The sequence below is a fragment of the Agrobacterium tumefaciens genome, from assembly GCF_013337285.1.
Classification (GTDB): Bacteria; Pseudomonadota; Alphaproteobacteria; order Rhizobiales; family Rhizobiaceae; genus Agrobacterium; species Agrobacterium burrii.
The window spans coordinates 66,602-88,012 of record NZ_SUPW01000005.1 but is presented as its reverse complement, the minus strand read 5'-3'; the positions used below and the strand labels follow the sequence as shown (position 1 = coordinate 88,012).

The window sequence follows — 21,411 nt, the reverse complement described above, 5'->3', positions numbered from 1 at the left end:
AAGAGGGTAAGGATTATGGCTAAGGCAGCTACCCCCAAGAAAACCGCAGCGGTGACCGGCGCGGGCAAGGTTACCCAGGTTATCGGCGCTGTTGTCGACGTGGCGTTCGAAGGCGAACTGCCTTCGATCCTGAACGCGCTTGAAACCGAGAATAACGGCAACCGCCTTATTCTGGAAGTCGCGCAGCATCTCGGCGAAAACGTCGTCCGCACGATCGCAATGGACTCGACCGAAGGTCTGGTCCGCGGTCAGGCCGTTACCAACACCGGTGCACCGATCGAAGTTCCGGTTGGCCCGGAAACGCTTGGCCGCATCATGAACGTCATCGGCGAGCCGGTTGACGAAGCAGGCCCGATCGTTACCGCCAAGAAGCGCGCTATTCACCAGGATGCGCCATCTTACGTCGAGCAGTCGACGGAAGCACAGATTCTCGTCACTGGCATCAAGGTCGTCGATCTTCTGGCTCCTTACGCCAAGGGCGGCAAGATTGGCCTGTTCGGCGGCGCCGGCGTTGGCAAGACGGTTCTCATCATGGAACTGATCAACAACGTCGCCAAGGCGCATGGTGGCTACTCGGTATTTGCCGGTGTGGGTGAGCGTACCCGCGAAGGCAACGACCTTTATCACGAAATGATCGAGTCGAACGTCAACAAGCTTGGCGGCGGCGAAGGCTCCAAGGCCGCACTCGTTTACGGCCAGATGAACGAACCGCCGGGCGCCCGCGCCCGCGTTGCTCTTACCGGTCTGACGATCGCTGAGAACTTCCGTGACGAAGGCCAGGACGTTCTGTTCTTCGTGGACAACATCTTCCGCTTCACGCAGGCTGGTTCGGAAGTGTCGGCTCTGCTCGGCCGTATTCCTTCGGCCGTGGGCTATCAGCCGACGCTCGCAACTGACATGGGCCAGATGCAGGAACGCATCACCACCACGAACAAGGGTTCGATCACCTCTGTTCAGGCGATTTACGTTCCCGCCGACGACTTGACCGACCCGGCTCCGGCCACCTCGTTCGCGCACTTGGACGCAACGACGGTTCTGTCGCGTTCGATCGCTGAAAAGGGTATTTACCCGGCTGTTGATCCGCTCGACTCCACCTCGCGTATGCTCGACCCGATGATCGTCGGTGAAGAACATTACGAGGTTGCCCGTAAGGTTCAGTCGACGCTGCAGCGTTACAAGTCTCTTCAGGACATCATCGCCATCCTCGGCATGGACGAACTCTCGGAGGAAGACAAGCTGACGGTTACCCGCGCCCGCAAGATCGAGCGCTTCCTGTCGCAGCCGTTCTTCGTCGCCGAAGTCTTCACCGGTTCGCCGGGCAAGCTCGTTGCGCTCGAAGACACGATCAAGGGCTTCAAGGGCCTGGTCAACGGCGAATATGACAACCTGCCGGAAGCTGCTTTCTACATGGTCGGTTCGATGGAAGAAGCCATCGAAAAGGCAAAGAAGCTGGCTGGCGAAGCCGCCTGATGATGAATTGGCAGGCGCGTGGTTCACCCGCGCGCCTTGTCGACAATGACGGCAAAACCGCAATGGTGATGCCGGTGTTGTAACGAATAAGTCCGTGACGCCCGCGTAATTGAAAAGAAGTGAATAGCCATGGCTGACAGTTTCAAATTCGATCTCGTTTCCCCGGAACGTCTGCTCGTTTCCGAAACGGTTACGGAAGTCGTCATCCCGGCTACGCTGGGTGAGATGACGGTTCTGGCCAATCACGCGCCGACGATGACGACGATCAAGCCGGGTCTGGTGACGGTGAAGTTCGCCTCAGGTGAGACGCATAAATACGTCGTTTTCGGCGGTTTTGCCGACATTCTCCCGACCGGTTGCACGCTTTTGGCTGAATCTGCGGTTTCGGCCGATGATATGTCCCCCGACACGCTGCAGAAGCGCATCGATGCGGCCAAGTCCGAAATCGAAGAAGGCAATCATCACCACGAGCATCTGACCAAGCTTGAAAAGCACCTTTACGAACTGACGAACCTGCATGAGGTTCTCGTCGCTGCTTGAAAGCACCGGGCGGGTTCGAAAGAATGACTGCCCACAAAATATTACAAACAAACAAGCGGCCTCTTCGGTCGCTTTTTTGTTTTTCGGGTGCCTCTCAACTATCTGATGAGAAAGCCGTCTTTCTTTTTTTTAGGCACGTGTTTCGAGCCGCTTGAACCAATTCCGGGGCATTCCGGTAAGAGGGTTGCGGTTTTTACAGAACGCGCTTCAGGAAGTTGATTCCGGTTTTCAGAGCTTTAGGCTAGATTTGGTTTCGAAAAGGGATGCGGCCTCTTGATCGGGAGTGAGACGAGACAGGTGTCCGTTATAGAAGGAAGATCGCCGTGTCGGCAGAGGCAAGTTTCCGAAGGGTTGCAAGAACCGGTCTGCGAGAAGGGGTGGTAACGGAGGGCAGCCGTGCCGTGCCGGAGGAGGTGCCGGTCGCCTTTTCTTACGGTGGCAGCACCCATGCCGTGATGATGGCCAGCCCGGCTGATCTCATCGATTTCGCCGTTGGTTTCAGCCTGACAGAAGGCATCATATCGTCACGCGCCGAAATCCAGGCTGTTGAAGTGGTCGAGGCCGGGCAAGGTTTTGATGTTCAGGTGGATTTGCGGGATGCCAATGCCGATGCGTTGCGGGCAAGACGGCGACATATGGCGGGTCCGGTGGGCTGCGGCCTGTGCGGTATTGAATCCATAGAGCAGGCGGTTCGGCTCGTGCCGGATTTGAGCGGTGTGGAAATTTCCTTTGACGGTTATGACATTGTTGCTGCGATGAAAGCGCTGCATGACGCCCAAAGCCTTAACCGCGAGACGAGGGCCGTTCACGGCGCCGGCTTTTACAGTGCTGAAGGCGGTCTGCTGGTGGTGCGTGAGGACGTCGGCCGCCACAACGCGCTCGACAAGCTGGCAGGTGCGGTCATCAACGCAGGCATATCTTCCAGTGCTGGCATCGTAGCCGTCACTAGCCGCCTGTCGGTGGAGATGGTTCAGAAGACGGCGATCCTCGGCAGTGCCGTTCTGGCGGCCATTTCGGCACCGACCGCGCTCGCCATCGAAACGGCCGAGGAAGCGGGCATCACACTTGTTGCGCTGGTGCGGGGTGAAGACTTTGAAATCTTCACCCGCGCGGATCGCATTATTTTCTAGCTTTAGAGCATTTCCAATAAAAGTGCGCAGCGGTTTACGTCCGGAAAATGCGCAAAACAAAGGGTTAGATCGTTTTCGCGTTTCGGAGAAAAGCGGAAATGCTCTAAGGCCGTCGCCTTTTGGTGGCCATCCTGTTTCAGAGGGCTAAAACTCCGCCCATTCGGCTACGGCATTTCCCTGAGACCTCGTTGCGGTGGCATATCGAGGTTGTGGTGTCGGCAGTCTGGTGACCATCGCTGGCTTTTTGTCGGTTGGCCGGGCCGGTGATGCCGATGCCCCGTGCGATATTCTGAATTGCCGCAGCAATTCGTGCAGGGTTTCCGCTTCATTGGCGAGGCCATGGCTGGCGGCCGTGGTTTCCTCCACCATGGCGGCGTTTTTCTGGGTTGCCTGGTCCATGATGTTGACGGCCTGATTGATTTCCCTCAGGCCGTTCGCCTGTTCGCGCGACGCCTCAACGATGGCGGAGACGTTAGCATCGATTTCGCCCATCTGGGACTGGATATCCCGCAAGGCGCTACCGGTTCTGCCGACCAGATCAACACCATTGGCGACCTGTTCGCGTGAGGTATTGATAAGCGACTTGATTTCCTTGGCTGCGCGGGCGGATCGCTGCGCAAGTTCCCGCACTTCCTGCGCCACGACTGCGAAACCCTTGCCTGCTTCACCGGCGCGGGCGGCTTCGACGCCGGCATTCAGTGCGAGAAGATTGGTCTGGAAGGCAATGTCGTCGATGACGCCGATGATATTGGTGATTTCCCCGGACGAGCGCGAGATTGCGTCCATGGCGGAAATCGCCTGCTGAACGATCTCGCCGGAATGTTCGGCATGGTCTTTCGTCCGCAGCACCAGCTTGCCGGCATAGCCGGCGCGCTGGCTGGCATCGGTAACAGTGGTGGTGATTTCTTCCAATGCGGCTGCTGTCTCTTCCAGTGAGGCGGCCTGCTGCTCGGTGCGCTGTGAGAGCTGATCGGCAGCAATGCGGATCTCGCCCGAACCGGATGCGATGGTGGAGGCGTTGTGGGCGATGGTCTGCATGGTGGACTGAAGCTTGCCGACAACCTCGTTGAAGTCGTGGCGCAATTTTTCCATGCTGGGCACGAAGCTATTGTCGAGGCGCTGCACGAGGTCGCCATCGGCCAGCGCCTGCAGGCCATTGGCTAGAACGGTGATGGCGCTCATACGCGGTGTCACGTCGGTGGCAAATTTCACCACTTTCACCACCTTGCCGGTGTCATCCAGCACCGGATTATAGGCGGCCTGGATCCATATTTCCTTGCCGTTTTTGCCATAACGCACGAATTCATCCGAGATGAATTCTCCCGATGCCAGCCGTTGCCAGAAATTGCCATAGGCGGGCGACGCCGCATAGGCGGGGTCGCAGAACATCCGGTGGTGCCTGCCCTCAATTTCCTTGAGGTCGTAGTTCACCGTGGCGCAGAAATTTGGATTGGCGGTAATGATCGTGCCGTCGGGAAAAAATTCGATGGTGGCCTGCGAGCGGGAGAGTGCTTCCAGTTTGCCGGCGTCTTCCGCAGCCTTGATCTTCTTGGCGGTGATATCGGTGGCGATCTTGATCACCTTGTAGGGCTTGCCCGAACGAAAAACCGGGTTGTAGGAAGCCTCGATCCAGATGACCGCGCTGTCCTTGCGGATACGCCGATATTCCTTGGCCTGAAACTCGCCACGGGCGAGAGACTCCCAGAACTCCTGATAGGCACGCGATGCGGCGAAATCGCCGTCGCAGAAGATGCGATGGTGCTTGCCGGTGATTTCGGCGAGATCATAACCCAGCGCCGCGCAGAAATTGCCGTTTGCCGTGAGAATATTACCTTTGAGATCGAATTCTATGACTGCCTGCGATCTGGAGATCGCATCGAGCATGTTTCGGTTATCTGCGCTTTTCCCTAACCCCAGCATTGGACGTCCCCCGAATATCGGCCACAGCGCGGCCAACCGCATAAGAGGATGCGGTCCGCGCCGTATCATGTTGAACAACGAACAGGTTTGCCGCAGAAAGCGGCAATGCAGGCACTTGCGTCTTATCGGCCTAGGTCAGGTATCGGACCCGCGAGATGGCGTGTCGGTGCGGTACTGATTTTCAGCTTTTAATATTAGATATCTATAATATTAAAATGTTCTTATTTAAAAACACAGGAATAGAAAAAACAAAACCGCCGGGCGATGCTCCGGCGGTCTGGTCTGATTGTCGGTATTTGGAACGAAACAGGCTCGTCTCTTTTGCATGCGTCAGAATGCGGACCGGTAAGGAAAAGCAGGCCAATAGGCGGGCTTAAGCCGCGAGATCTTCCGCTTCGGTTCCCTTGAACATCTTGGCGAGGTTCAGGAAGCAGATCATGCCGTGTTCGTTGGCGATGATGCCTTCGGAATAGGACTTGTCAAAAGAGGCGGAGATTTCCGGAACCGGCTGTACCTGATTTGCCGGGATCGTCAGAATGTCGGACACGCGATCAACCAGCATGCCGATGACCATGTTGTGCACTTCGGCCACCACGATGGCGCTTCTCTCATTGGCGACGGTGCTCTTCATGCCGAGCTTGTGGGCCAGATCGATGATCGGAATGACCGAGCCACGCAGGTTCATGACGCCGATAACGTCTTTCGGCGCGTGGGGAATAGGCGTGGAAGGCGCCCAGCCGCGAATTTCGCGGATAGTCGTCGTCTTCACGCAGAATTCCTGATCGTGCAGGCGGAACGCGATGATTTCCAGCGTCTCACCGCCAAAATTGGTAGAGTTTATCATTGCCATCAGAATTCTTCCCAATGCTCGCTGTGGAGGCCGGCGCAAGTGCACCGACACTTGCATATGCGGATTTGGCGTTCTGCCTGGTGCCTGAACAGCCGGAAACAATATTTCCGTCTTCATTCAATGATTGTTATCATGAGATGGTTTCGCAAACCTAAATGCGCACGGCTCTGGAGCGTTTTCGCTTTTCTTTGAATGCGAAAACGCTCTCTCTTTGATTTACGCATTGTCCGAACGTAAAACCGCTACGCACTTTTACTGGAGTGCTTAGTATTCTTTCTCGTAAAATATACCGGCTGCACCTTCGCCATCGCCGCCCGCCTCACCGCGCAGTTTCACACCGCGCCCGACATCGAGGTTGATGATGGCTTTGGCACCGAATTCACCGCTCTGCTCCAATTCGAGATAGGTTCTCTCATTGAGATATTTGCCGGCGGAAACGCGGGCCTGGCCTTCTGAATCGGTCGAAATATCCAGATCATCGACGCCGAGATTGCTTCTGAGCTTGTCGAACAGCGAGGTTGAGCGACCGCCGGCCAGTTGTGCGGCGGCATCTGCCAGCCGGGCGATCTGCAGAGCGGAGAGTTTCGACATGGACTGGCCAAAGATCAGCTGCGCCATGACTTCATCCTGCGGCAGGGCGGGGGCCGAGGAGAAGGCGAATGTCGGGTCGTTGGCATTGCCGGAAACCGCAACCGTGACGGTGGTTGAACCGACCGTCGAATCCGCCTTCATATCGAGAACCGGGATAAGGCCGCCACCGAAGCTGATGTTGCCGGTGGTGAAATCAAGACGACGGGTGAGGATTTCCAGCCGGCCGCGACGCATTTCAAAACCGCCGGAAATGACGGGGACAGCCGCCGTGCCGCGGATCGTCAGATTGCCGATCAGTTCCGCATCGATGCCGCGTCCGCGCACGAAGATGCCGCTCGGTGCATTCACCTGCAGATCGAGATTGATGGTGGAAGAACTGCCGCTGCCGCCCTGATCGCCACCGAGCGCTTTCGCCTGCGCGCGCACCTTTGGCGGGGCGTTCTTGTGCTTGATGTCGATTTCCGTCAACGAGGCCGGGAGTTTTTCCGGAATGGTGATGGCGCTTCTGTCCAGCGTCAGGTTGCCGCCAAGCACGGGGGAATTCAGCAACGGGCCTTTCAGCGTCAATGTGCCGCTTACCACCGTCGTTACCAGTGTGCCGTCATTATAACCGGCACGATCGAGTGTGATCGATATATCGGCAGGGAAACCCGACCCGCCGGCTACGCCGACGCTGCCGGTTCCCGAGATCGTTCCGCCGCCCGCCAGCTTACCTGTCAGGCGGGAAATGATGGCGCGATCGCGATCGAAGGTGATGGTGGCTCCCAGTCCGTTGACGGTCAGGTTCCGGCGCACGTCGGTCAGGCGTGTGCCATCGGTGGTGATGCTGCCGGTAACAACAGGTGCTGTGGCGCTGCCAGAAATTTTCACGTCGATGGCGGCCGTGCCGTCCACATCGAGACCCTGCGCTGCGGTTTGCGCCGCAACCGCGGAGAAGGGCAACCTGCCGGTAAAGGCCATCGAAAGCGGGCGATTGCCGGCGATGCCGAGAGAACCGCCGCCCGAGAGCGCCATGCCGCCCTGACCGGTCACATTCGTATCGATCTGTAGCGTGCCGCCGGCGAAACGGCCGTTCGCCTTGATGCCAAGTGCTGCAAGCCCGGCGGCGCGGGTCTGCGAGACCTCGGCATTTGCCCAGTTGAGATTATAATCGACCGAGGGGTCGGATGCCGCGCCCTTGGCGCTGACGGTGCCGGATATGCTGCCTGCCGCATCCAGCCCGGCAGCGAAGGCATTTGCAAGACTGGCGGGAAGCGACCGGATATCGGCATTGATGTCGAGCGCCGATCCGGCGGTGCCGTTGACCTCAATGCGCCCGTCGCCGGTGATGATTGTCAGATCGGAGATGCGCGCTGTGCCATTCTGAATGGCAATGGTGCTTGGTTTTTCAAGCCGCACGGCAATGCCCTTGGGGGCGGCGGAAAAGGCGTCGAGCCTTACCGTCATCGGCGTTCCGCCGGTATCGGCGCTGCCCTTCACCACCAGCGGTGCATTGTCGTAACGGCCGTTGACGTCGAATTGCGTTGTCGTGCCGGAATGGCCGATGGTGGCGTTCAGGCCGGAAATCGAGGCGGCGCCGGCATTGACGCTGTCGGCACTGACCTTGCCGTTGATCGCGAGCGCCTGCAGGTCGTCGATGGAGATATCGGCGGCGAGTTTGGAGATTGTCGTCGTGCCCTGACGGATGCTGCCGCCATTGGCCTTTATCGTCGCGGCGATCCGGCCATTGGCGTTGCTCAGGGCGATATCGCCGGCAATATCGCCATCCGCCTGCTGCGCGGCAAGTGCGGCCAGCAGGGCAAGATCGGGGAAATTGAACGAAAGATTACCCGTGGGCAGGAATTGCTGCGAGAATTGCAGCTGCCCGTTCAGCAGGTTACGGCCCACGGCCACATGCAGTTCAGGTATCGCCGTACCGTTCTCCGTTTGCACCACATTGGCGTTGGCATCGATCTTCTGCCGGTCGAGGCTGCCGCTGGCGGTGAGCTTCGCCTGCGGTGCTGCGGGATCAGCCTTGCCTGTGGCATTGATTTTCAGTGCTTCGAGGGTTCGTCCGGCAAGGACAGCGCTTTCGGAACTCAGGGCGATGTTGAAATCAGGTGCAGACACTGCGCCGCGGGCATCGATTGCAAACTCTGCGACACCCTTTGCCTGCGGTGTCAGCTTTTCGAGAGCGGGAAATTTGCCGGTCAGGCTGGCGCTTAGCGCGTCGTTTTCGAGGCTGACATTGCCTGCCGCCTCTATCGTACCGGATTTGACGGTGAGGTTCTCAACGCTGGTGCGCCCGCCAATGGTGAGGTCGATATCGCCCTGCAGGGCGATTGTGGTGTCGAATTTTTCTGCGAGCGCCGGCGGCAGGGTGGCCGGCAGGGCGAAAAGCTGCACACTGGAGGTCAGGCGATTATTGGCGAGATCGAAACTGCCGTTCAGAGTTCCGCCGACACTGGCGCTTTCGAGCGTTGCACCGTCAAAGCCGATGGCGGAAGAGGTGAGGCTGAGTGGCGCCTTGATGGTGAGTGGCGCACGCACCAGCCGGTCGATATCAGGGCTGACGAAGGATGATTGCGTAACTGACAGGACGGTGGCGATGGTGCCGCTGCGGCTGGCGATGTTGAGGTCGGTGCTTTCGGCCGTCAGTTTGACATCGTCAAGCCGGCCCTGGGGCAGGGCAAGGCTGCGTAATGATGCCGTGGTCTTCAGGTGTGCGGCATCCGCGTTGCCTTTCAGGGAAAGGTCGAGGCCGTTGATGAGGGCCTGAACTTCGCCATTGCTGAGAGGCCAGCGGAAATCGACGGGACCGGCGGTACCGATGAGGTTGGCGGCAAGATCGTTTTGACCGTTCGGATCGATGGTGCCGGAAGCGGTCAGCAACAATGTGCCGGTCTCCAGCGTACTGCTGCCGATTTCGATGCGGCCCTGCGGTGAGAGCGTGGCGTTTGCATCGAGCTTCGTCTCACCGGCAAAAAGCTGGCGGAAGGCGGGGGGAAGGAGCAGATCCGGCTGGCCACCGCCCGCGATCTCGATACGGCGCGTGCCGTCATCGCCAAGAGTATGGCGGCCGCTAACATTGACGACGGGGTTACCGGCGACACCGCCGCGCAGCGTGCCGGTCCAGTTGGAAAGCGGTCCTTCGCCGTTCACGTCGATAGCGACGGCTGGCGTACCGGGCAGCGAAAGCAGCGTGGCGAGAAGCCCGCCTTCGGGCTCCTTCATCTCCGCTTTCAGCTTCAGGACATTCTCATTCGGCAGGAAGGCGATGTCGGCATTCACGGCAGCATTTACAGCATTGATCCGATGGGCCGATAGCGACAGCCTGATATCGTCCCGGGCAGCCTTGAGATTGCCTTCGGCCGTCAGCTCGAAAGGGCTGCCCAGAAGTGATTGGCCAAGGCTGATGTCGGGGAAGCTGAAACTATCGATGCCGACTTCAATCGGCAGCGACGAACTACCGGAGCTTTTGGTCGGCGTCTGTTCAGCGGCAAGCGGTTTACGCTCGACATCGATCGATCCGGCCGAGACCCGGTCGGCATGAAAGGTTCCGGCAAGCAGCGAGAGCGGTGACCAGTCGACGGCGATCTGGTTCACGCGGGCATAGGGTCCCTGCCGGTCTGAAAGGGTGACGTTGTCGAGCCGCAGTCGGCCGGTCAAAAGGCCGCTCGGGGGAGAAATCTCGATCGTCTGATCGGGCGTCGATACAAGTGCTGAAATCTGCTTCGCTGCAATTCTGGCGCCCATCGGTGTAAACCCGACAAACAGAACCGCAAGCAGCACCAGCACCACGCCGCACAAGGCAACGTAGCCCAGCCATTTCAGCAATCGAATCAACATTTTCATCAAAGGTAATCTACACTCTGCTTCAAGGGTGTTCGATGGTGGCGTTTAAAAAGACTGGCCGATGCCAGCATAAATGCCGAAACTGTTACCGCCATCATATTTATCAAGCGGCATGGCGACGTCGAGACGCAAAGGCCCGAAGGGCGTTGCGTAACGCAGGCCAATGCCGGCGCCCGCCCGGATATCGGAAAAATCTGGCGCCACATCTTCCGATACTACACCCGCATCGATGAAAGGCACGATGCCGATCGTATCGGTGACCTTGATGCGGGCCTCAACGGAGCCGACCACATAGGAGCGGCCACCGGTTGCGTCGCCCGCTGCATTATAGGGTGATATTTCCTGATAGCTGTAACCGCGCACCGATCCGCCGCCGCCGGCATAAAAGCGCCGTGTGGTGGGGATGTCCTGCAGGTTGCTGCCGCCGACGAGCACGCCGCCGGAAAGCTTTCCGGCCATGATCAGCCGGTCTTCCGCGCCAAGCCCCTTGTAACCGCTGATCGAGCCTTCGAACGACGAGAAGAACGTGCCGTTCAGCGCCTCATAGCTGGGCTTGGCGGCAATCGACGCACGAAAACCTTCGGTGGGGTTGAGTTTGTCGTCGCGCGTATCGCGAACAAATTCCAGCGGGATGGAGGTGGTCAGATATTCATTCTTGCCGAAGGCGTCTTCGGTATCGGCCCATTGCACCTCGAGACCGGCGGCGGCGGTGTCGGTGTCGTTGAGCTCGTAGGCAAAACCGGCTGTGCCCGTCACCGTCTTGGCGTCGTATGTGTCGGGGTGTTCGGTCTTGGCGATCAGGCTTGTCTTGAAGGTCGTACGCGGATTGAACATGCCGGGCTTGATGAAGGTGATGCCGGCCGAATAATCCATGCCTTCGACGCTTGATGCCTCGGCGATGCGCGAGACCGATCCTTCGATACGCAGCGACTCCGCCTGTCCGAACAGGTTTCTGTGGCCCCAATATCCCTGAAGGCCGATGCCTTCGGTGGTGGAATATTGCGCGCCGACGCCGAAATAGCGGTGCTTGCCTTCAGACACTTCGATGGTGAGCGGAATTGTGCCGTCGCGCGCCAGCGTGCCCGCTTCCTTGATCGTCAGGCTGGAGAAGACGCCTAGCTGGCGTAGCCGATCCGCAGCCTTGCGCAGCTTTTCCGGCGAATAGGGTTCGCCGCCATTGAGGCGCGAATAACGGCGGATGAAATCGCCATCGACGGTTTTTTCGCCGGTGACGGTGACCGTGCCCAGTGGGGCAACCGGCCCGCCTTCTGCAGCCATGGTAATGTCAACCGTGTTCGTCGCGTGGTTTGCCACCGCCTCGCGTTTCGTCAGCTTGGCAAGCGGACGGCCTTCGGCCTTCAGATCGTCGATAAGCTTGTTGCCGGCGCGGATGATTGCCAGAGATCCGGCCTCGCCGCCGGTGGTCAGGCCGTATTCTTCAAGGTTGCGGCCCGTCACATCGCCTTCGAGCCGGACGCTGCCCAGCGTGAATTTCGGACCTGGCGTCACCGTTATGACCACCGGTACGGGCGCGCTGTGATCAAAGACGGGATTGGGCGGCAGGGCATCCACATCCTTGCCGGCGAGGGTGACCTTGACGATGCCGCCGTAACGGGCGTTTTCGTAAAGCGCGGCGATCAGCCTGTCCCTGTCGTCTCTCGCCTTTATCAGGAGGCCGAGATCACCGGAGGCGGGCTTGTCCTTGTCTGCGAGAAGAAGCGAGCTGTTTTCCAGGCTGCCTTTCAGCGATTTATCTGCTTCACCTGCGTCAAGCGTGACGGCATATTTGACCGGATTGATGACTTCAACCTCCGGTTCTTCCGAACCCCAGAGGCGCACACCGAACAGTTTGAAGGCAAAGGCGTCACGGGTAAACGCCGGATACAGGGCGAACGTGAAAGCAACCGCAAGTGCGGTGCCAGCTTTCCGATACGCAATACCTGTCTTCGGGTTAGTTCGTGTTCTTCGCATAAGCTGCTTTATGGTTGAGCATTTATTTTGGCTCCAACCCGTTTCCTGTCCGTTAACATTGCAATTTAATCATAAATAAACGGCGTTGAGGACCCTTTGACTTGCGTTTTGCCCGCCTTAACGCAAAAAGCCCCGGGTGACCGGGGCTTCTGTGCAACGGTATTTCGCGGTGCGATTAACGGCAACGCGCCGTGTAACGCTGACCGTACTGGTCGCGATAATAGCAATAGCCCGGCTCGGAAGCATTGCCGATCAAGGCACCGCCTACACCGCCGATGGCCGCACCCACTGCTGCGCCACGAACATTGCCCGTGATAGCGCCGCCAAGGACCGCACCGGAAACGGCACCGATCGAAGCACCCTTTTCGGTCTGCGTGCAGCTTGCAAGCGACAGGCCGACCAGCGCAAATATGATTGCCTTTTTCATGAAACTCTCTCCAACGTTACAATGAGCTCTTCGGCTCGGTAGGCGTCCCATATTTATCTGCGGCGACTGCTACCTCCGACCGCCACAGATAACTAACAATTCGATGTCGTTTAGGGAAGCCTCCTGTTTCGGGGATTCCGCCGAGCGTAAATCGATTGCGTGCCAGACAACGGGGCTACGCGAAAAAGGTTCCAAAATTCGTGGTTTTTTGATGTGAATCAATTTTGTACTTTTCATCGGCGGCTATAAACGGTTTATTGGAATGGTTCAAAACAACGGCGAATTGACGCAGACGCGGTTAAAGTGGCCCGAAAGGGTTGACGGTCCCGGTAGCGGAGCGGAAAACGGTCTGGTCAATTCTGGAGCATGGCATGGACTTCGAGGCATTTTTCACGACGGAACTGCAAAGCCTGCATTCTGAGGGACGTTATCGCGTTTTTGCGGATATCGAACGCCAGCAGGGGAATTTTCCCCGCGCGACACGGTATAACGCCAATGGCGAGCGCAAGGACGTAACGGTCTGGTGCTCCAACGACTATCTCGGCATGGGCCAGAACCCGAAAGTCATCGAAGCCATGAAAGCGGCGATCGATCACTGTGGCGCGGGTGCGGGAGGCACCCGGAATATTTCTGGTACCAACCATTATCATGTCTTGCTCGAACAGGAACTTGCCGATCTGCACGGCAAGGAATCGGCGCTGATCTTCACCTCGGGTTATGTGTCCAACTGGGCAACACTCGGCACACTCGGCCAGAAGATTCCGGGCCTCATCATTTTCTCCGATGCGCTGAACCATGCTTCGATGATCGAGGGCATTCGTTATGGCCGTTGCGAGCGAGTGATCTGGAAGCACAACGATCTCGAAGATCTCGAGGCAAAGCTCAAGGCTGCCGATCCGAACGCGCCGAAGCTCATCGCCTTTGAATCCGTCTATTCGATGGATGGCGATATCGCGCCGATCAAGGAAATCTGCGATCTGGCCGATCGTTATGGCGCCATGACCTATCTCGACGAAGTTCACGCCGTTGGCATGTACGGTCCGCGCGGTGGCGGCATTGCCGAGCGCGAAGGCTTGATGGATCGCCTGACGATCATCGAGGGAACGCTTGGCAAGGCCTTCGGCGTCATGGGCGGTTATATTACCGGTTCGACGGCCGTCTGCGATTTCATCCGCTCTTTCGCCTCCGGCTTCATCTTCACCACGGCCCTGCCGCCGTCGCTTGCTGCCGGGGCCATTGCCTCGATCCAGCATCTGAAGGCCAGCCCCTTCGAGCGCGCCCGCCATCAGGACCGGGTGCGCAAGCTGCGCGGCCTTCTCGACGCGCGCGGCATTCCGCATATGGACAATCCAAGCCACATCGTGCCTGTCATGGTGGGCGATGCCGCCAAGTGCAAGTGGATTTCTGATATCCTGCTCGACAATCACGGCGTCTATGTGCAGCCGATCAATTACCCGACCGTGCCGCGCAAGACAGAGCGCCTGCGTATTACCCCGACACCGCTGCATACCGATGCCGATATTGAGCAGCTGGTCGGTGCGTTGCACCAGCTCTGGTCACATTGCGCGCTGGCGCGGGCGGTGGCGTGAGGCCCGACTGAGTTTAAGGGTAAGAAAAGCGAACGCGGAGAGGTGAGATGCAGACATCGATCCAGTATCCCGAACCGGAAGATTTCATAGCCGCGCTCGCAAAGCCGTTCGATAGCGAAGCCGTCACGAAGATCGTGGCACCTTTTGGTGTGAGTTGGTCGGATGCCATCAAACTCGACAGGGATCTGGCGATATTTGATCTCAGCGCGGTAACGTTCGGCGTGGACTTCCATTTCAAAGACCGGGCTCTCGTGAACGAAAGCGATGGCCATTCCGTTGGTGAGGGTCCGAACCTGCTGACGAGTTGCGCTTGCTGGGGTTATGAAAAAGGTGTCGAAACCTATGGGGGGTCTTTGTGGAAAGACCTTCGTTTCTCGGACACCAAGGTCGACGCAATTGCCAAACTGGGCGAGCCGGACCGGGTCGGACGATATGATATTCACCAGTGGATCTTGCCGGATTTCAAGCTGTCGATCCACTGGAACAGTCCAGACAAAATCCGCGTCGTCTCTTACTGGATGATATCGGAATAGGCGGCCGGCGCGCCGGCATATCAGGGTGATGCCAACCCTTGAGAACGTGTGTCTACGACGTGCCGGTTAAGCCGCTTTTCCGATGTCCGTGACTATTTCCATTGCATGATCCCGAGCTTCCCTGTCTGCCGCAAACACATCTTCAATCGTGGCGGCGGAGCGGCCGTCATGCATGCGGTTCATGACCGTTTCGACGATTTCAGCCATGTCGAGGAAGCCGATGCCGCCCGCAACGAAGGCGTGAAAGGCGGTTTCTTCGGCTGCATTCAGGACAGCACCCTGTAAACCGCCACGCTCCAGCGCCATACGGGCGAGCCGCAGCGCGGGGAAGCGGGCTTCATCCGGTGCCTCGAAATCGAGCCGCGCCAGTTTTGCGAAATCCAGCCGCGCAACGTTCAGATTGCCGCGCTGCGGATAGGTAAGGGCATAGGAGATGGCGGTGCGCATGTCGGGTGAACCGAGCTGGGCGATATAGGAACCGTCGCTGTAACCGACCATCGAATGTATGATCGATTGCGGATGGACGATCACCTCAACCTGATCGGGTCTGAGATCGAAGAGGTATTTCGCCTCGATCATTTCCAGCCCCTTGTTGAACATGGAGGCGCTGCCGATGGAGACCTTCAGCCCCATCGACCAGTTGGGATGGGCGCGGGCAATATCGGCCGTAACATTGGCCATCTCGTCGCGCGACCAGGTGCGGAATGGCCCGCCGGAGGCCGTCAGCACAATACGCTCCACGGCCTGTTTGTGATCCCCCGTCAGACACTGGAAGATCGCGCTATGTTCGCTATCGACCGGGATCAGCCTGCCGCCGCCCTGTTTGACCGTGCGCAGAAAAACATCGCCGGCTGAAACGAGGCATTCCTTGTTGGCAAGGGCGATATCGGCGCCGCGCCGGGCGGCTGTCAGCGTCGGGGCAAGGCCAGGCGTCCCGGCAATCGCCGCCATCACCCAGCCGGCATCCACCGACGCCGCTTCTTCAAGGCCGGATTTGCCAGCCGCGACTTTTACACCGGTGCCGGCAAGGGCGGATTTCAATTCTTCATATTTGTCATCTTCGGCCGTCACCACCATCTGTGCACTGAATTGACGCGCCTGCTCTGCCAGAAGCGCGATATTTCCCGCGCCGGTCAGCGCCATGATCTGGAATTGGTCGCGGCCGCCCAGTTGACGCACGACATCCAGCGTGTTGGTGCCGATCGAACCGGTCGAACCCAATATCGTCAGTTTGCGTGGCATTTCACTGGCATTCGTCATCTTCGGTCCGTCGGTATTGTGCGGTTCGCACCTTTTAGAGCATGTCATTCTTGCGAAACCGCTGCACGGTTTCGGTGACATGCATTAGCCTCTACTCGCGAAAATCAGCCATAACAAGGATAAAGCCCGGCTATTGTTTTTGCGGATGGCAAAGCCATATGCAAGAAAAACGATGAGAGGACTTAGATGCGACGTTTCCTGGTTTCCAGCGGATGGATTTTTGCGGCAAGCCTTGTGCTGGTGCTGGTCTTTATTCCTCTCGATCCACGTCTTTCCGAAAGCGCGCAGGCCCTGCCCGGAACGATCGTCTCCTTCAATCGCGCCATCACCGATTTTGGAACCTTCAGCTGGATGCTTTATTCCACGGGCGCCCTTGCCATTCTCGCCTATGTCGGCGCACGGGTCTTGCAGGCGCAGACCTATGCGGGGCGCTTGAGAACAGCATGGCGGCTTCTCGCCTATTTTTTCCTGACGATCGGAACGGCGAGCATTCTCGTCCATACGCTGAAATTCCTGATCGGGCGGGCGCGGCCGGAGCTTTTCCTGGAAATCGGCGCCTATAGCCTCACCCCATTTACCGGGGATAATCTCTATGAGAGCTTTCCTTCCGGCCATTCGACCGCTGCAGGAGCATTTTTCGGTGTTTTTGCCATGCTGATGCCGCGCTTCCGCTGGGCGTTTCTTTTGCTTGCCCTTGTCATCGGCGTTTCGCGTGTCATCGTTGGCGCGCATTATCCAAGCGACGTTGCCGCCGGGCTGCTGCTCGGTATGTGGACGGCCATGGCCTTCGCTTTTATCTTTGCCCGGTCCGAAATGCTGTTTCGGTTCGATGCCTATGGCTGGCCGCAGCCGAAAAATGCAAATCTTCCGGTAGCGGATCCACGATAGGGACGTTTACGGGGCGGAAACGGAGAGATGTGATGGAAGAAGCGAAAGTCGCGCCGGACAATGACGGCAGGGCCGTTCAGCACATCCGCACCTCCGTTGCCATTGCCGGCGGTGGGCCGGCGGGTGTGATGCTTGGCCTGCTGCTTGCGCGCAGCGGTATCGATGTGACGGTGGTCGAAAAACACGGAGATTTCCTGCGCGATTTTCGCGGCGATACCATCCACCCTTCCACGCTTGAACTGATGGAGCAGCTGGGTTTCATCGAGGAGTTTCTGAGCCTGCCGCATACCCGTGCGCCGCGGCTGAACGCGGTTATCGGCGATGAGCGCATCACGATTGCGGATTTTTCCCGGTTACCGGTCCGCTATCGCTTCATTGCCTTCATGCCGCAATGGGATTTTCTCAATTTCATCGTCGGCAAGGCCGGACAATATGAGAACTTCCGGCTGCTGATGAATGCGCCGGTCACCGGCCTGATCGAGCGTGATGGGCGCGTCGGCGGTCTCATCGTCAATACACCTGATGGTGTGATCGAGATCGCCGCTGATCTGGTGGTGGGTGCGGATGGCCGCAACTCCATCGTCCGCGAGGCGGCGGGGCTCGAAATCCAGCGGTTCGGTATTCCGACCGAGGTGCTGTGGATGCGCCTTTCGAAACAGCCGGGCGATTCGACCGAAACCATGGGTCATGTCGGCTCGCGACAGGGTTTCGTGATGATCAACCGGGGCGATTACTGGCAGTGCGGTTATGTGGTGCGCAAGGGGTTTTTCGCGGACATCAAGCTGCAGGGACTTGAGGCGTTCAGGGACAGGGTGGCGGAAATCTGCCCTTTCCCGCGCGAGAGGCTTGACGAGCTTACGAGCTGGGATGATGTGCATCTGCTGACTGTTCGCATCGACCGGTTGAAACGCTGGTGGAAACCCGGCCTGATCTGTATTGGGGACGCGGCCCATGCCATGTCGCCGGTTGGCGGTGTCGGCGTCAATCTGGCCGTTCAGGATGCCGTTGCTGCGGCCAATGTGCTCGTACCGGTGCTCTTGTCCGGTCGGGCCATTACCGATGACGATCTCGCCGCAATCGAAAAACGGCGGTCCTTCCCAACCAAGGCCACGCAATTTCTGCAACGGATGATGCGTATCGGTCGCAAGAAGGGGCAGGCGGAGAAGGCGGAAAAGCCGAAAGGTCCGCCGGCCTTCGTGCGGGCGATCATGCGATTTCCGCTTTTTGCCCATTTGACGGGCCGGCTGGTCGGGCTGGGCTTCCGCCGGGAAAAGATCGAGACATAAGACCGCTCAGGCAGGGAGGGCGATTTCCTTCTCATATTTCAGGCCGATAACGGCAGAGCCGATCAGCCCCGGCTCGATCCGGCAAATGGCAGGCACGACCAGCGGGCGGTTGAAACGCCGGAGAACGCGGCTTCTGACCGCTTCGTCCAGAGCGATGAGAAGTTCCCTTGAATTCGAAAGCCCGCCGCCGACAGGCACGATGGTCGCGCCGGTGACGTTGATGACCATCGCCAGCGGCGAGGCGAGAATATCGATGAGGACATCGATGGTTCTTGAAGCCTGCGCATCGCCCGCCTGCCAGGCGGAGATGATGTCCTCGCTGGTCATCTCCTGCCGGTGAAGATGCAGGTGCAACTTTTCCATGCCACGGGCGCTGCCGATGGCATCAACGCAACCGGTGAGGCCACAGCCGCACTCAAAACGCGGCAGCGCTACCGGCGGGTTGCCGGCCAGGGTTGCTGCCACCGGTCCATGGCCCCATTCGCCGGCGAAACCACCGTCGCTGTTGATGAGCCTGCCATCGATGACCAGTCCGCCGCCGACACCCGTTCCGAGGATGACGCCGAAGACGACACGATGGCCCTGTCCGGAGCCGATTTCCGATTCGGCGATCACGAAACAATCGGCATCGTTTGAAACGATGACGGGAAGGTTCAGAGCTTTTTCCAACTCGTCCTTCAACACCCGGCCATGGATACTCTGAATATTGGCAACGGTGGCCTTGCCGGTTTCGGGATCGATGACACCGGCAATCGACAGCGACACGCAGGCGGGTGTGCCGCCGCTATTGTCGATGACGGATTTGAGGCCGGCCGCGAAGTCCTCGAAACTGGTTTTCGGCGTCGGTATGCGCGGCACGGGGCGAATATCATCCGGGGCATAAGCAATCGCCCCCTTGATGGTCGTTCCGCCAATATCGAAACAAACGATCATTGTTCAGGCTCCGGAACGCGCGGCATCGTGGATTTTTTCTCCGTCGATCCATGTGGAATGCATTTGAAGGTCAGGTGTCAGCAAGACGAAATCCGCATCGGAACCGGGCTGGAGTTTTCCCTTGGCCGTCGCACCGATGGCTTCTGCCGGATAAGTGGAGGCCATTCTCAAGGCCTCCTCCAGCGGCGTGTCCATCTTCTCATGCATGAAACGGATGCAGGAGAGCATGTCGATATCCGCCCCCGCCAGCGTGCCATCGGCAAGTGTCAGGCGTCCGCCATTGCGATAGACGCGCCGGCCGTTCAGTTCGAAGCCGTCATCATCCGTGCCGATGGTGGACATAGCATCGGTGACGAGGAAGATGCGGCCGGGGCCGTTCTTGGCGCGCAGCGCAATGCCGATTGCCGTGGGATCGACATGGAAACCATCGGCGATCAGCCCGCAATCAAGTTTTCCGTTCGAGAGTGCGGCTCCAACCAGACCGGGTTCGCGGTGGCCGAGCGGGCTCATGGCGTTGAAGAGATGGGTCACCATGGAAGCGCCGGCATCAGCATAGGCCGTCGCCACGTCGAGGCCGCTGTCGGTGTGGCCAAGGCTGACGACGATGCCGGCCTTTCGGAGCGCTGTAACCTGCTCCTTAGTCACGTTTTCCGGGGCAATGGTCGTCAGCACGAAGGCAAGTTCCGCCTTGCAACGGGTCAGAACCTCGAGATCGGCTGCTTCCATCTTGCAGATCAGCGCCGGATCATGGGTGCCCTTGCGTGCGACGGAAAGATGTGGCCCCTCGAAATGCAGACCGAGGAAACCCGGCACATTGGCCGCAACGGCGGCGATGCCCGCCTGTGCTGCTTTGGAGGTCACATCCGGCCGGTCGGTGATGAGCGTGACCATCAGCGCCGTGGTGCCGAATTGGGCGTGTGCGGCGCAAATGCGGGCGATGCCGGCGACATCCGGCTGGTTGTTGAACATGACCCCGCCGCCGCCATTGACCTGAAGGTCTATGAAGCCCGGCACGATCAGCAACTCTTTCGCATCAATCACTTCGGCTTCGGCAGGTACGTTGTGTGAGATGGCGGTAACATGTCCATCGCTGGTCAGCAGCACCTTGCCATCGTGCCAGGCGGCGCCATCGAAAATACGGGCGCCGACAAATGCCTTTATGCCGCTCATTGGGTTTCCGTGACCTTCTTCAATGCCGCAGGTGCATCCGGGTTGAAGCCGCGCGCGCGCGACAATTGCTCGATGAAGCCGTAAAACGGCGCGATCAGCAACAGGGCATCGGTCAGTGGATGGTTTGTTTCCACGAAGGGCAGGGGTTTGGCCGGGCTGCCTTTTGCGGATGTGACGAAAACATTGGCGCCTTTATGGGCAAGATTTGCGGCGATATCCGTCACCGAGGTCTCGGCGCGGTCGCGCGCGGCAAAGGCGATGATGGGGAATTTCGGTGCGACCAGCGAGACCGGGCCATGCATGACTTCTGCCGAGGAGTAGGCTTCCGCATGCAGCTCGCAGGTTTCCTTGCATTTCAGCGCGGCTTCTGCGGCAATGGCAAGGGCGGGGCCACGGCCCAGCATATAAAGCGATTCCTCGCCCTTCACCGCTTCGGCGATCTGGCTCCAGTCGAGTGCAACGGCTCTTGCGAAATTCTGCGGCAGGGCGCTGACCGCCTTGGCGAGCAGGCTGTCTTCCGTCCACTCGGCAAGGATCGCGAGGCCAGCGACGATGGAATTGACGAAGGATTTGGTTGCGGCAACCGCTTTTTCCGGTCCCGCCTGGATATCGATGGCCTGATTGGCTGCATTGCCAAGCGGAGAAGGCAGCGTGTTGACGAGGGAGAAGGTGAGTGCGCCACCCTTGCGGGCACTTTCCGCCAGCGCAACGATATCAGGGCTTTTGCCCGATTGCGACACGGCGAAGGCCGCCGCCCGTTCCAGCCGTAGTTTCGTCTGGTAGATCGAGGCGAGCGAAGGCCCCAGCGACGCCACCGGCAGCCCGGTCTGCAATTCGATCGCATACTTCAGGAAATGCGCGGCGTGGTCGGAGGATCCGCGCGCAATGGTGACGATAACGGCTGGATCGCGGGCTTTCAGCTGGCCGCCGGCTTCCTGAAAATCATTTCTCGCATTGTCCAGCAGACGGGCGACGGCATCGGGAATCTCGTTGATTTCCTGGCGCATCAGGGTTGTCAT

At 58.8% G+C, this 21,411-nt stretch carries 16 protein-coding genes; 7 read left to right on the top strand and 9 right to left on the bottom strand.

The features are described 5' to 3' along the window. The first annotated feature begins 15 nt into the window (after positions 1 to 15). From atpD to fdhD, 3 genes are all read left to right on the top strand, one after another. Positions 16 to 1,470 (top strand): F0F1 ATP synthase subunit beta, encoded by a 1,455-nt coding sequence (gene atpD, locus FCH38_RS15075; RefSeq protein WP_149900539.1) that lies wholly within the window; start codon positions 16 to 18, stop codon positions 1,468 to 1,470. A 129-nt stretch (positions 1,471 to 1,599) separates the two neighbouring features. Continuing rightward, a complete protein-coding gene (locus FCH38_RS15070) occupies positions 1,600 to 2,010 on the top strand; it encodes a F0F1 ATP synthase subunit epsilon (RefSeq protein WP_149900540.1) in 411 nt (136 codons plus the stop codon). 323 nt (positions 2,011 to 2,333) lie between these two features. Next, the gene (gene fdhD / locus FCH38_RS15065; RefSeq protein WP_174374247.1) at positions 2,334 to 3,140 is read left to right on the top strand and encodes a formate dehydrogenase accessory sulfurtransferase FdhD; all 807 of its coding nucleotides are present in this window, start codon (positions 2,334 to 2,336) and stop codon (positions 3,138 to 3,140) included. A 144-nt stretch (positions 3,141 to 3,284) separates the two neighbouring features. On the opposite strand, the gene FCH38_RS15060 is transcribed toward fdhD, so the two are convergent. The 5 genes from FCH38_RS15060 to FCH38_RS15040 form a co-directional block, all read right to left on the bottom strand. Beyond that, positions 3,285 to 5,024, bottom strand: a complete 1,740-nt coding sequence (locus tag FCH38_RS15060; RefSeq protein ID WP_174374246.1) for a methyl-accepting chemotaxis protein — start codon at positions 5,022 to 5,024, stop codon at positions 3,285 to 3,287. Positions 5,025 to 5,433: 409 nt separating this feature from the next. Then, entirely contained in the window at positions 5,434 to 5,910 is a 477-nt protein-coding gene (locus tag FCH38_RS15055) for a chemotaxis protein CheW (RefSeq protein WP_003504949.1), read from the bottom strand. 264 nt (positions 5,911 to 6,174) lie between these two features. Then, complete coding sequence (locus FCH38_RS15050) at positions 6,175 to 10,335, bottom strand: translocation/assembly module TamB domain-containing protein (protein WP_174374245.1); 4,161 nt, start codon at positions 10,333 to 10,335, stop codon at positions 6,175 to 6,177. 45 nt (positions 10,336 to 10,380) lie between these two features. Continuing rightward, on the bottom strand, positions 10,381 to 12,306 hold the full coding sequence (locus FCH38_RS15045; RefSeq protein WP_174374244.1) for an autotransporter assembly complex protein TamA: 1,926 nt from the start codon (positions 12,304 to 12,306) through the stop codon (positions 10,381 to 10,383). Positions 12,307 to 12,481: 175 nt separating this feature from the next. Next, positions 12,482 to 12,733 carry a YMGG-like glycine zipper-containing protein gene (locus tag FCH38_RS15040; protein WP_003492347.1) on the bottom strand — a complete coding sequence of 84 codons (252 nt, stop codon included), beginning with the start codon at positions 12,731 to 12,733 and terminating at the stop codon, positions 12,482 to 12,484. A gap of 371 nt (positions 12,734 to 13,104) precedes the next feature. On the opposite strand from FCH38_RS15040, the gene hemA reads away from it, so the two are divergent. Beyond that, positions 13,105 to 14,322: a 5-aminolevulinate synthase gene (gene hemA / locus FCH38_RS15035; RefSeq protein WP_045021181.1), complete on the top strand. Its 1,218-nt coding sequence runs from the start codon at positions 13,105 to 13,107 to the stop codon at positions 14,320 to 14,322. Positions 14,323 to 14,369: 47 nt separating this feature from the next. Next, positions 14,370 to 14,855: a hypothetical protein gene (locus FCH38_RS15030; RefSeq protein ID WP_174374243.1), complete on the top strand. Its 486-nt coding sequence runs from the start codon at positions 14,370 to 14,372 to the stop codon at positions 14,853 to 14,855. Positions 14,856 to 14,921: 66 nt separating this feature from the next. Here the strand turns inward: FCH38_RS15030 and dxr are convergent, their stop codons facing one another. Continuing rightward, positions 14,922 to 16,115: a 1-deoxy-D-xylulose-5-phosphate reductoisomerase gene (gene dxr, locus FCH38_RS15025; protein WP_174374242.1), complete on the bottom strand. Its 1,194-nt coding sequence runs from the start codon at positions 16,113 to 16,115 to the stop codon at positions 14,922 to 14,924. Between the two features lie 186 nt (positions 16,116 to 16,301). On the opposite strand from dxr, the gene FCH38_RS15020 reads away from it, so the two are divergent. Next, entirely contained in the window at positions 16,302 to 17,003 is a 702-nt protein-coding gene (locus FCH38_RS15020; RefSeq protein ID WP_153515546.1) for a phosphatase PAP2 family protein, read from the top strand. 32 nt (positions 17,004 to 17,035) lie between these two features. Then, positions 17,036 to 18,289 carry an FAD-dependent oxidoreductase gene (locus FCH38_RS15015; RefSeq protein ID WP_174374241.1) on the top strand — a complete coding sequence of 418 codons (1,254 nt, stop codon included), beginning with the start codon at positions 17,036 to 17,038 and terminating at the stop codon, positions 18,287 to 18,289. 6 nt (positions 18,290 to 18,295) lie between these two features. On the opposite strand, the gene FCH38_RS15010 is transcribed toward FCH38_RS15015, so the two are convergent. From FCH38_RS15010 to FCH38_RS15000, 3 genes are read right to left on the bottom strand one after another with little or no spacing between them, the layout of a single operon-like run. Beyond that, entirely contained in the window at positions 18,296 to 19,222 is a 927-nt protein-coding gene (locus tag FCH38_RS15010) for an ROK family protein (protein ID WP_174374240.1), read from the bottom strand. Positions 19,223 to 19,225: 3 nt separating this feature from the next. After that, positions 19,226 to 20,392, bottom strand: coding sequence for an N-acetylglucosamine-6-phosphate deacetylase (gene nagA, locus FCH38_RS15005; protein ID WP_174374239.1), 1,167 nt, complete (start codon positions 20,390 to 20,392; stop codon positions 19,226 to 19,228). Beyond that, positions 20,389 to 21,411: an SIS domain-containing protein gene (locus FCH38_RS15000; RefSeq protein WP_174374238.1), complete on the bottom strand. Its 1,023-nt coding sequence runs from the start codon at positions 21,409 to 21,411 to the stop codon at positions 20,389 to 20,391. The genes nagA and FCH38_RS15000 overlap by 4 nt, the downstream gene beginning before the upstream one ends.

What these genes read in the sequence shown, in the direction of transcription:
- FCH38_RS15015 (WP_174374241.1), top strand. Translation starts at nt 17,036, where the DNA reads ATGGAAGAAGCGAAAGTCGCGCCGGACAATGACGGCAGGGCCGTTCAG.
- FCH38_RS15060 (WP_174374246.1), bottom strand. Translation starts at nt 5,024, where the DNA reads ATGCTCGATGCGATCTCCAGATCGCAGGCAGTCATAGAATTCGATCTC.
- hemA (WP_045021181.1), top strand. Translation starts at nt 13,105, where the DNA reads ATGGACTTCGAGGCATTTTTCACGACGGAACTGCAAAGCCTGCATTCT.
- FCH38_RS15020 (WP_153515546.1), top strand. Translation starts at nt 16,302, where the DNA reads ATGCGACGTTTCCTGGTTTCCAGCGGATGGATTTTTGCGGCAAGCCTT.
- FCH38_RS15055 (WP_003504949.1), bottom strand. Translation starts at nt 5,910, where the DNA reads ATGGCAATGATAAACTCTACCAATTTTGGCGGTGAGACGCTGGAAATC.
- dxr (WP_174374242.1), bottom strand. Translation starts at nt 16,115, where the DNA reads ATGACGAATGCCAGTGAAATGCCACGCAAACTGACGATATTGGGTTCG.
- FCH38_RS15030 (WP_174374243.1), top strand. Translation starts at nt 14,370, where the DNA reads ATGCAGACATCGATCCAGTATCCCGAACCGGAAGATTTCATAGCCGCG.
- FCH38_RS15050 (WP_174374245.1), bottom strand. Translation starts at nt 10,335, where the DNA reads ATGAAAATGTTGATTCGATTGCTGAAATGGCTGGGCTACGTTGCCTTG.
- atpD (WP_149900539.1), top strand. Translation starts at nt 16, where the DNA reads ATGGCTAAGGCAGCTACCCCCAAGAAAACCGCAGCGGTGACCGGCGCG.
- FCH38_RS15045 (WP_174374244.1), bottom strand. Translation starts at nt 12,306, where the DNA reads ATGCGAAGAACACGAACTAACCCGAAGACAGGTATTGCGTATCGGAAA.
- FCH38_RS15000 (WP_174374238.1), bottom strand. Translation starts at nt 21,411, where the DNA reads ATGACAACCCTGATGCGCCAGGAAATCAACGAGATTCCCGATGCCGTC.
- FCH38_RS15010 (WP_174374240.1), bottom strand. Translation starts at nt 19,222, where the DNA reads ATGATCGTTTGTTTCGATATTGGCGGAACGACCATCAAGGGGGCGATT.
- nagA (WP_174374239.1), bottom strand. Translation starts at nt 20,392, where the DNA reads ATGAGCGGCATAAAGGCATTTGTCGGCGCCCGTATTTTCGATGGCGCC.
- FCH38_RS15040 (WP_003492347.1), bottom strand. Translation starts at nt 12,733, where the DNA reads ATGAAAAAGGCAATCATATTTGCGCTGGTCGGCCTGTCGCTTGCAAGC.
- FCH38_RS15070 (WP_149900540.1), top strand. Translation starts at nt 1,600, where the DNA reads ATGGCTGACAGTTTCAAATTCGATCTCGTTTCCCCGGAACGTCTGCTC.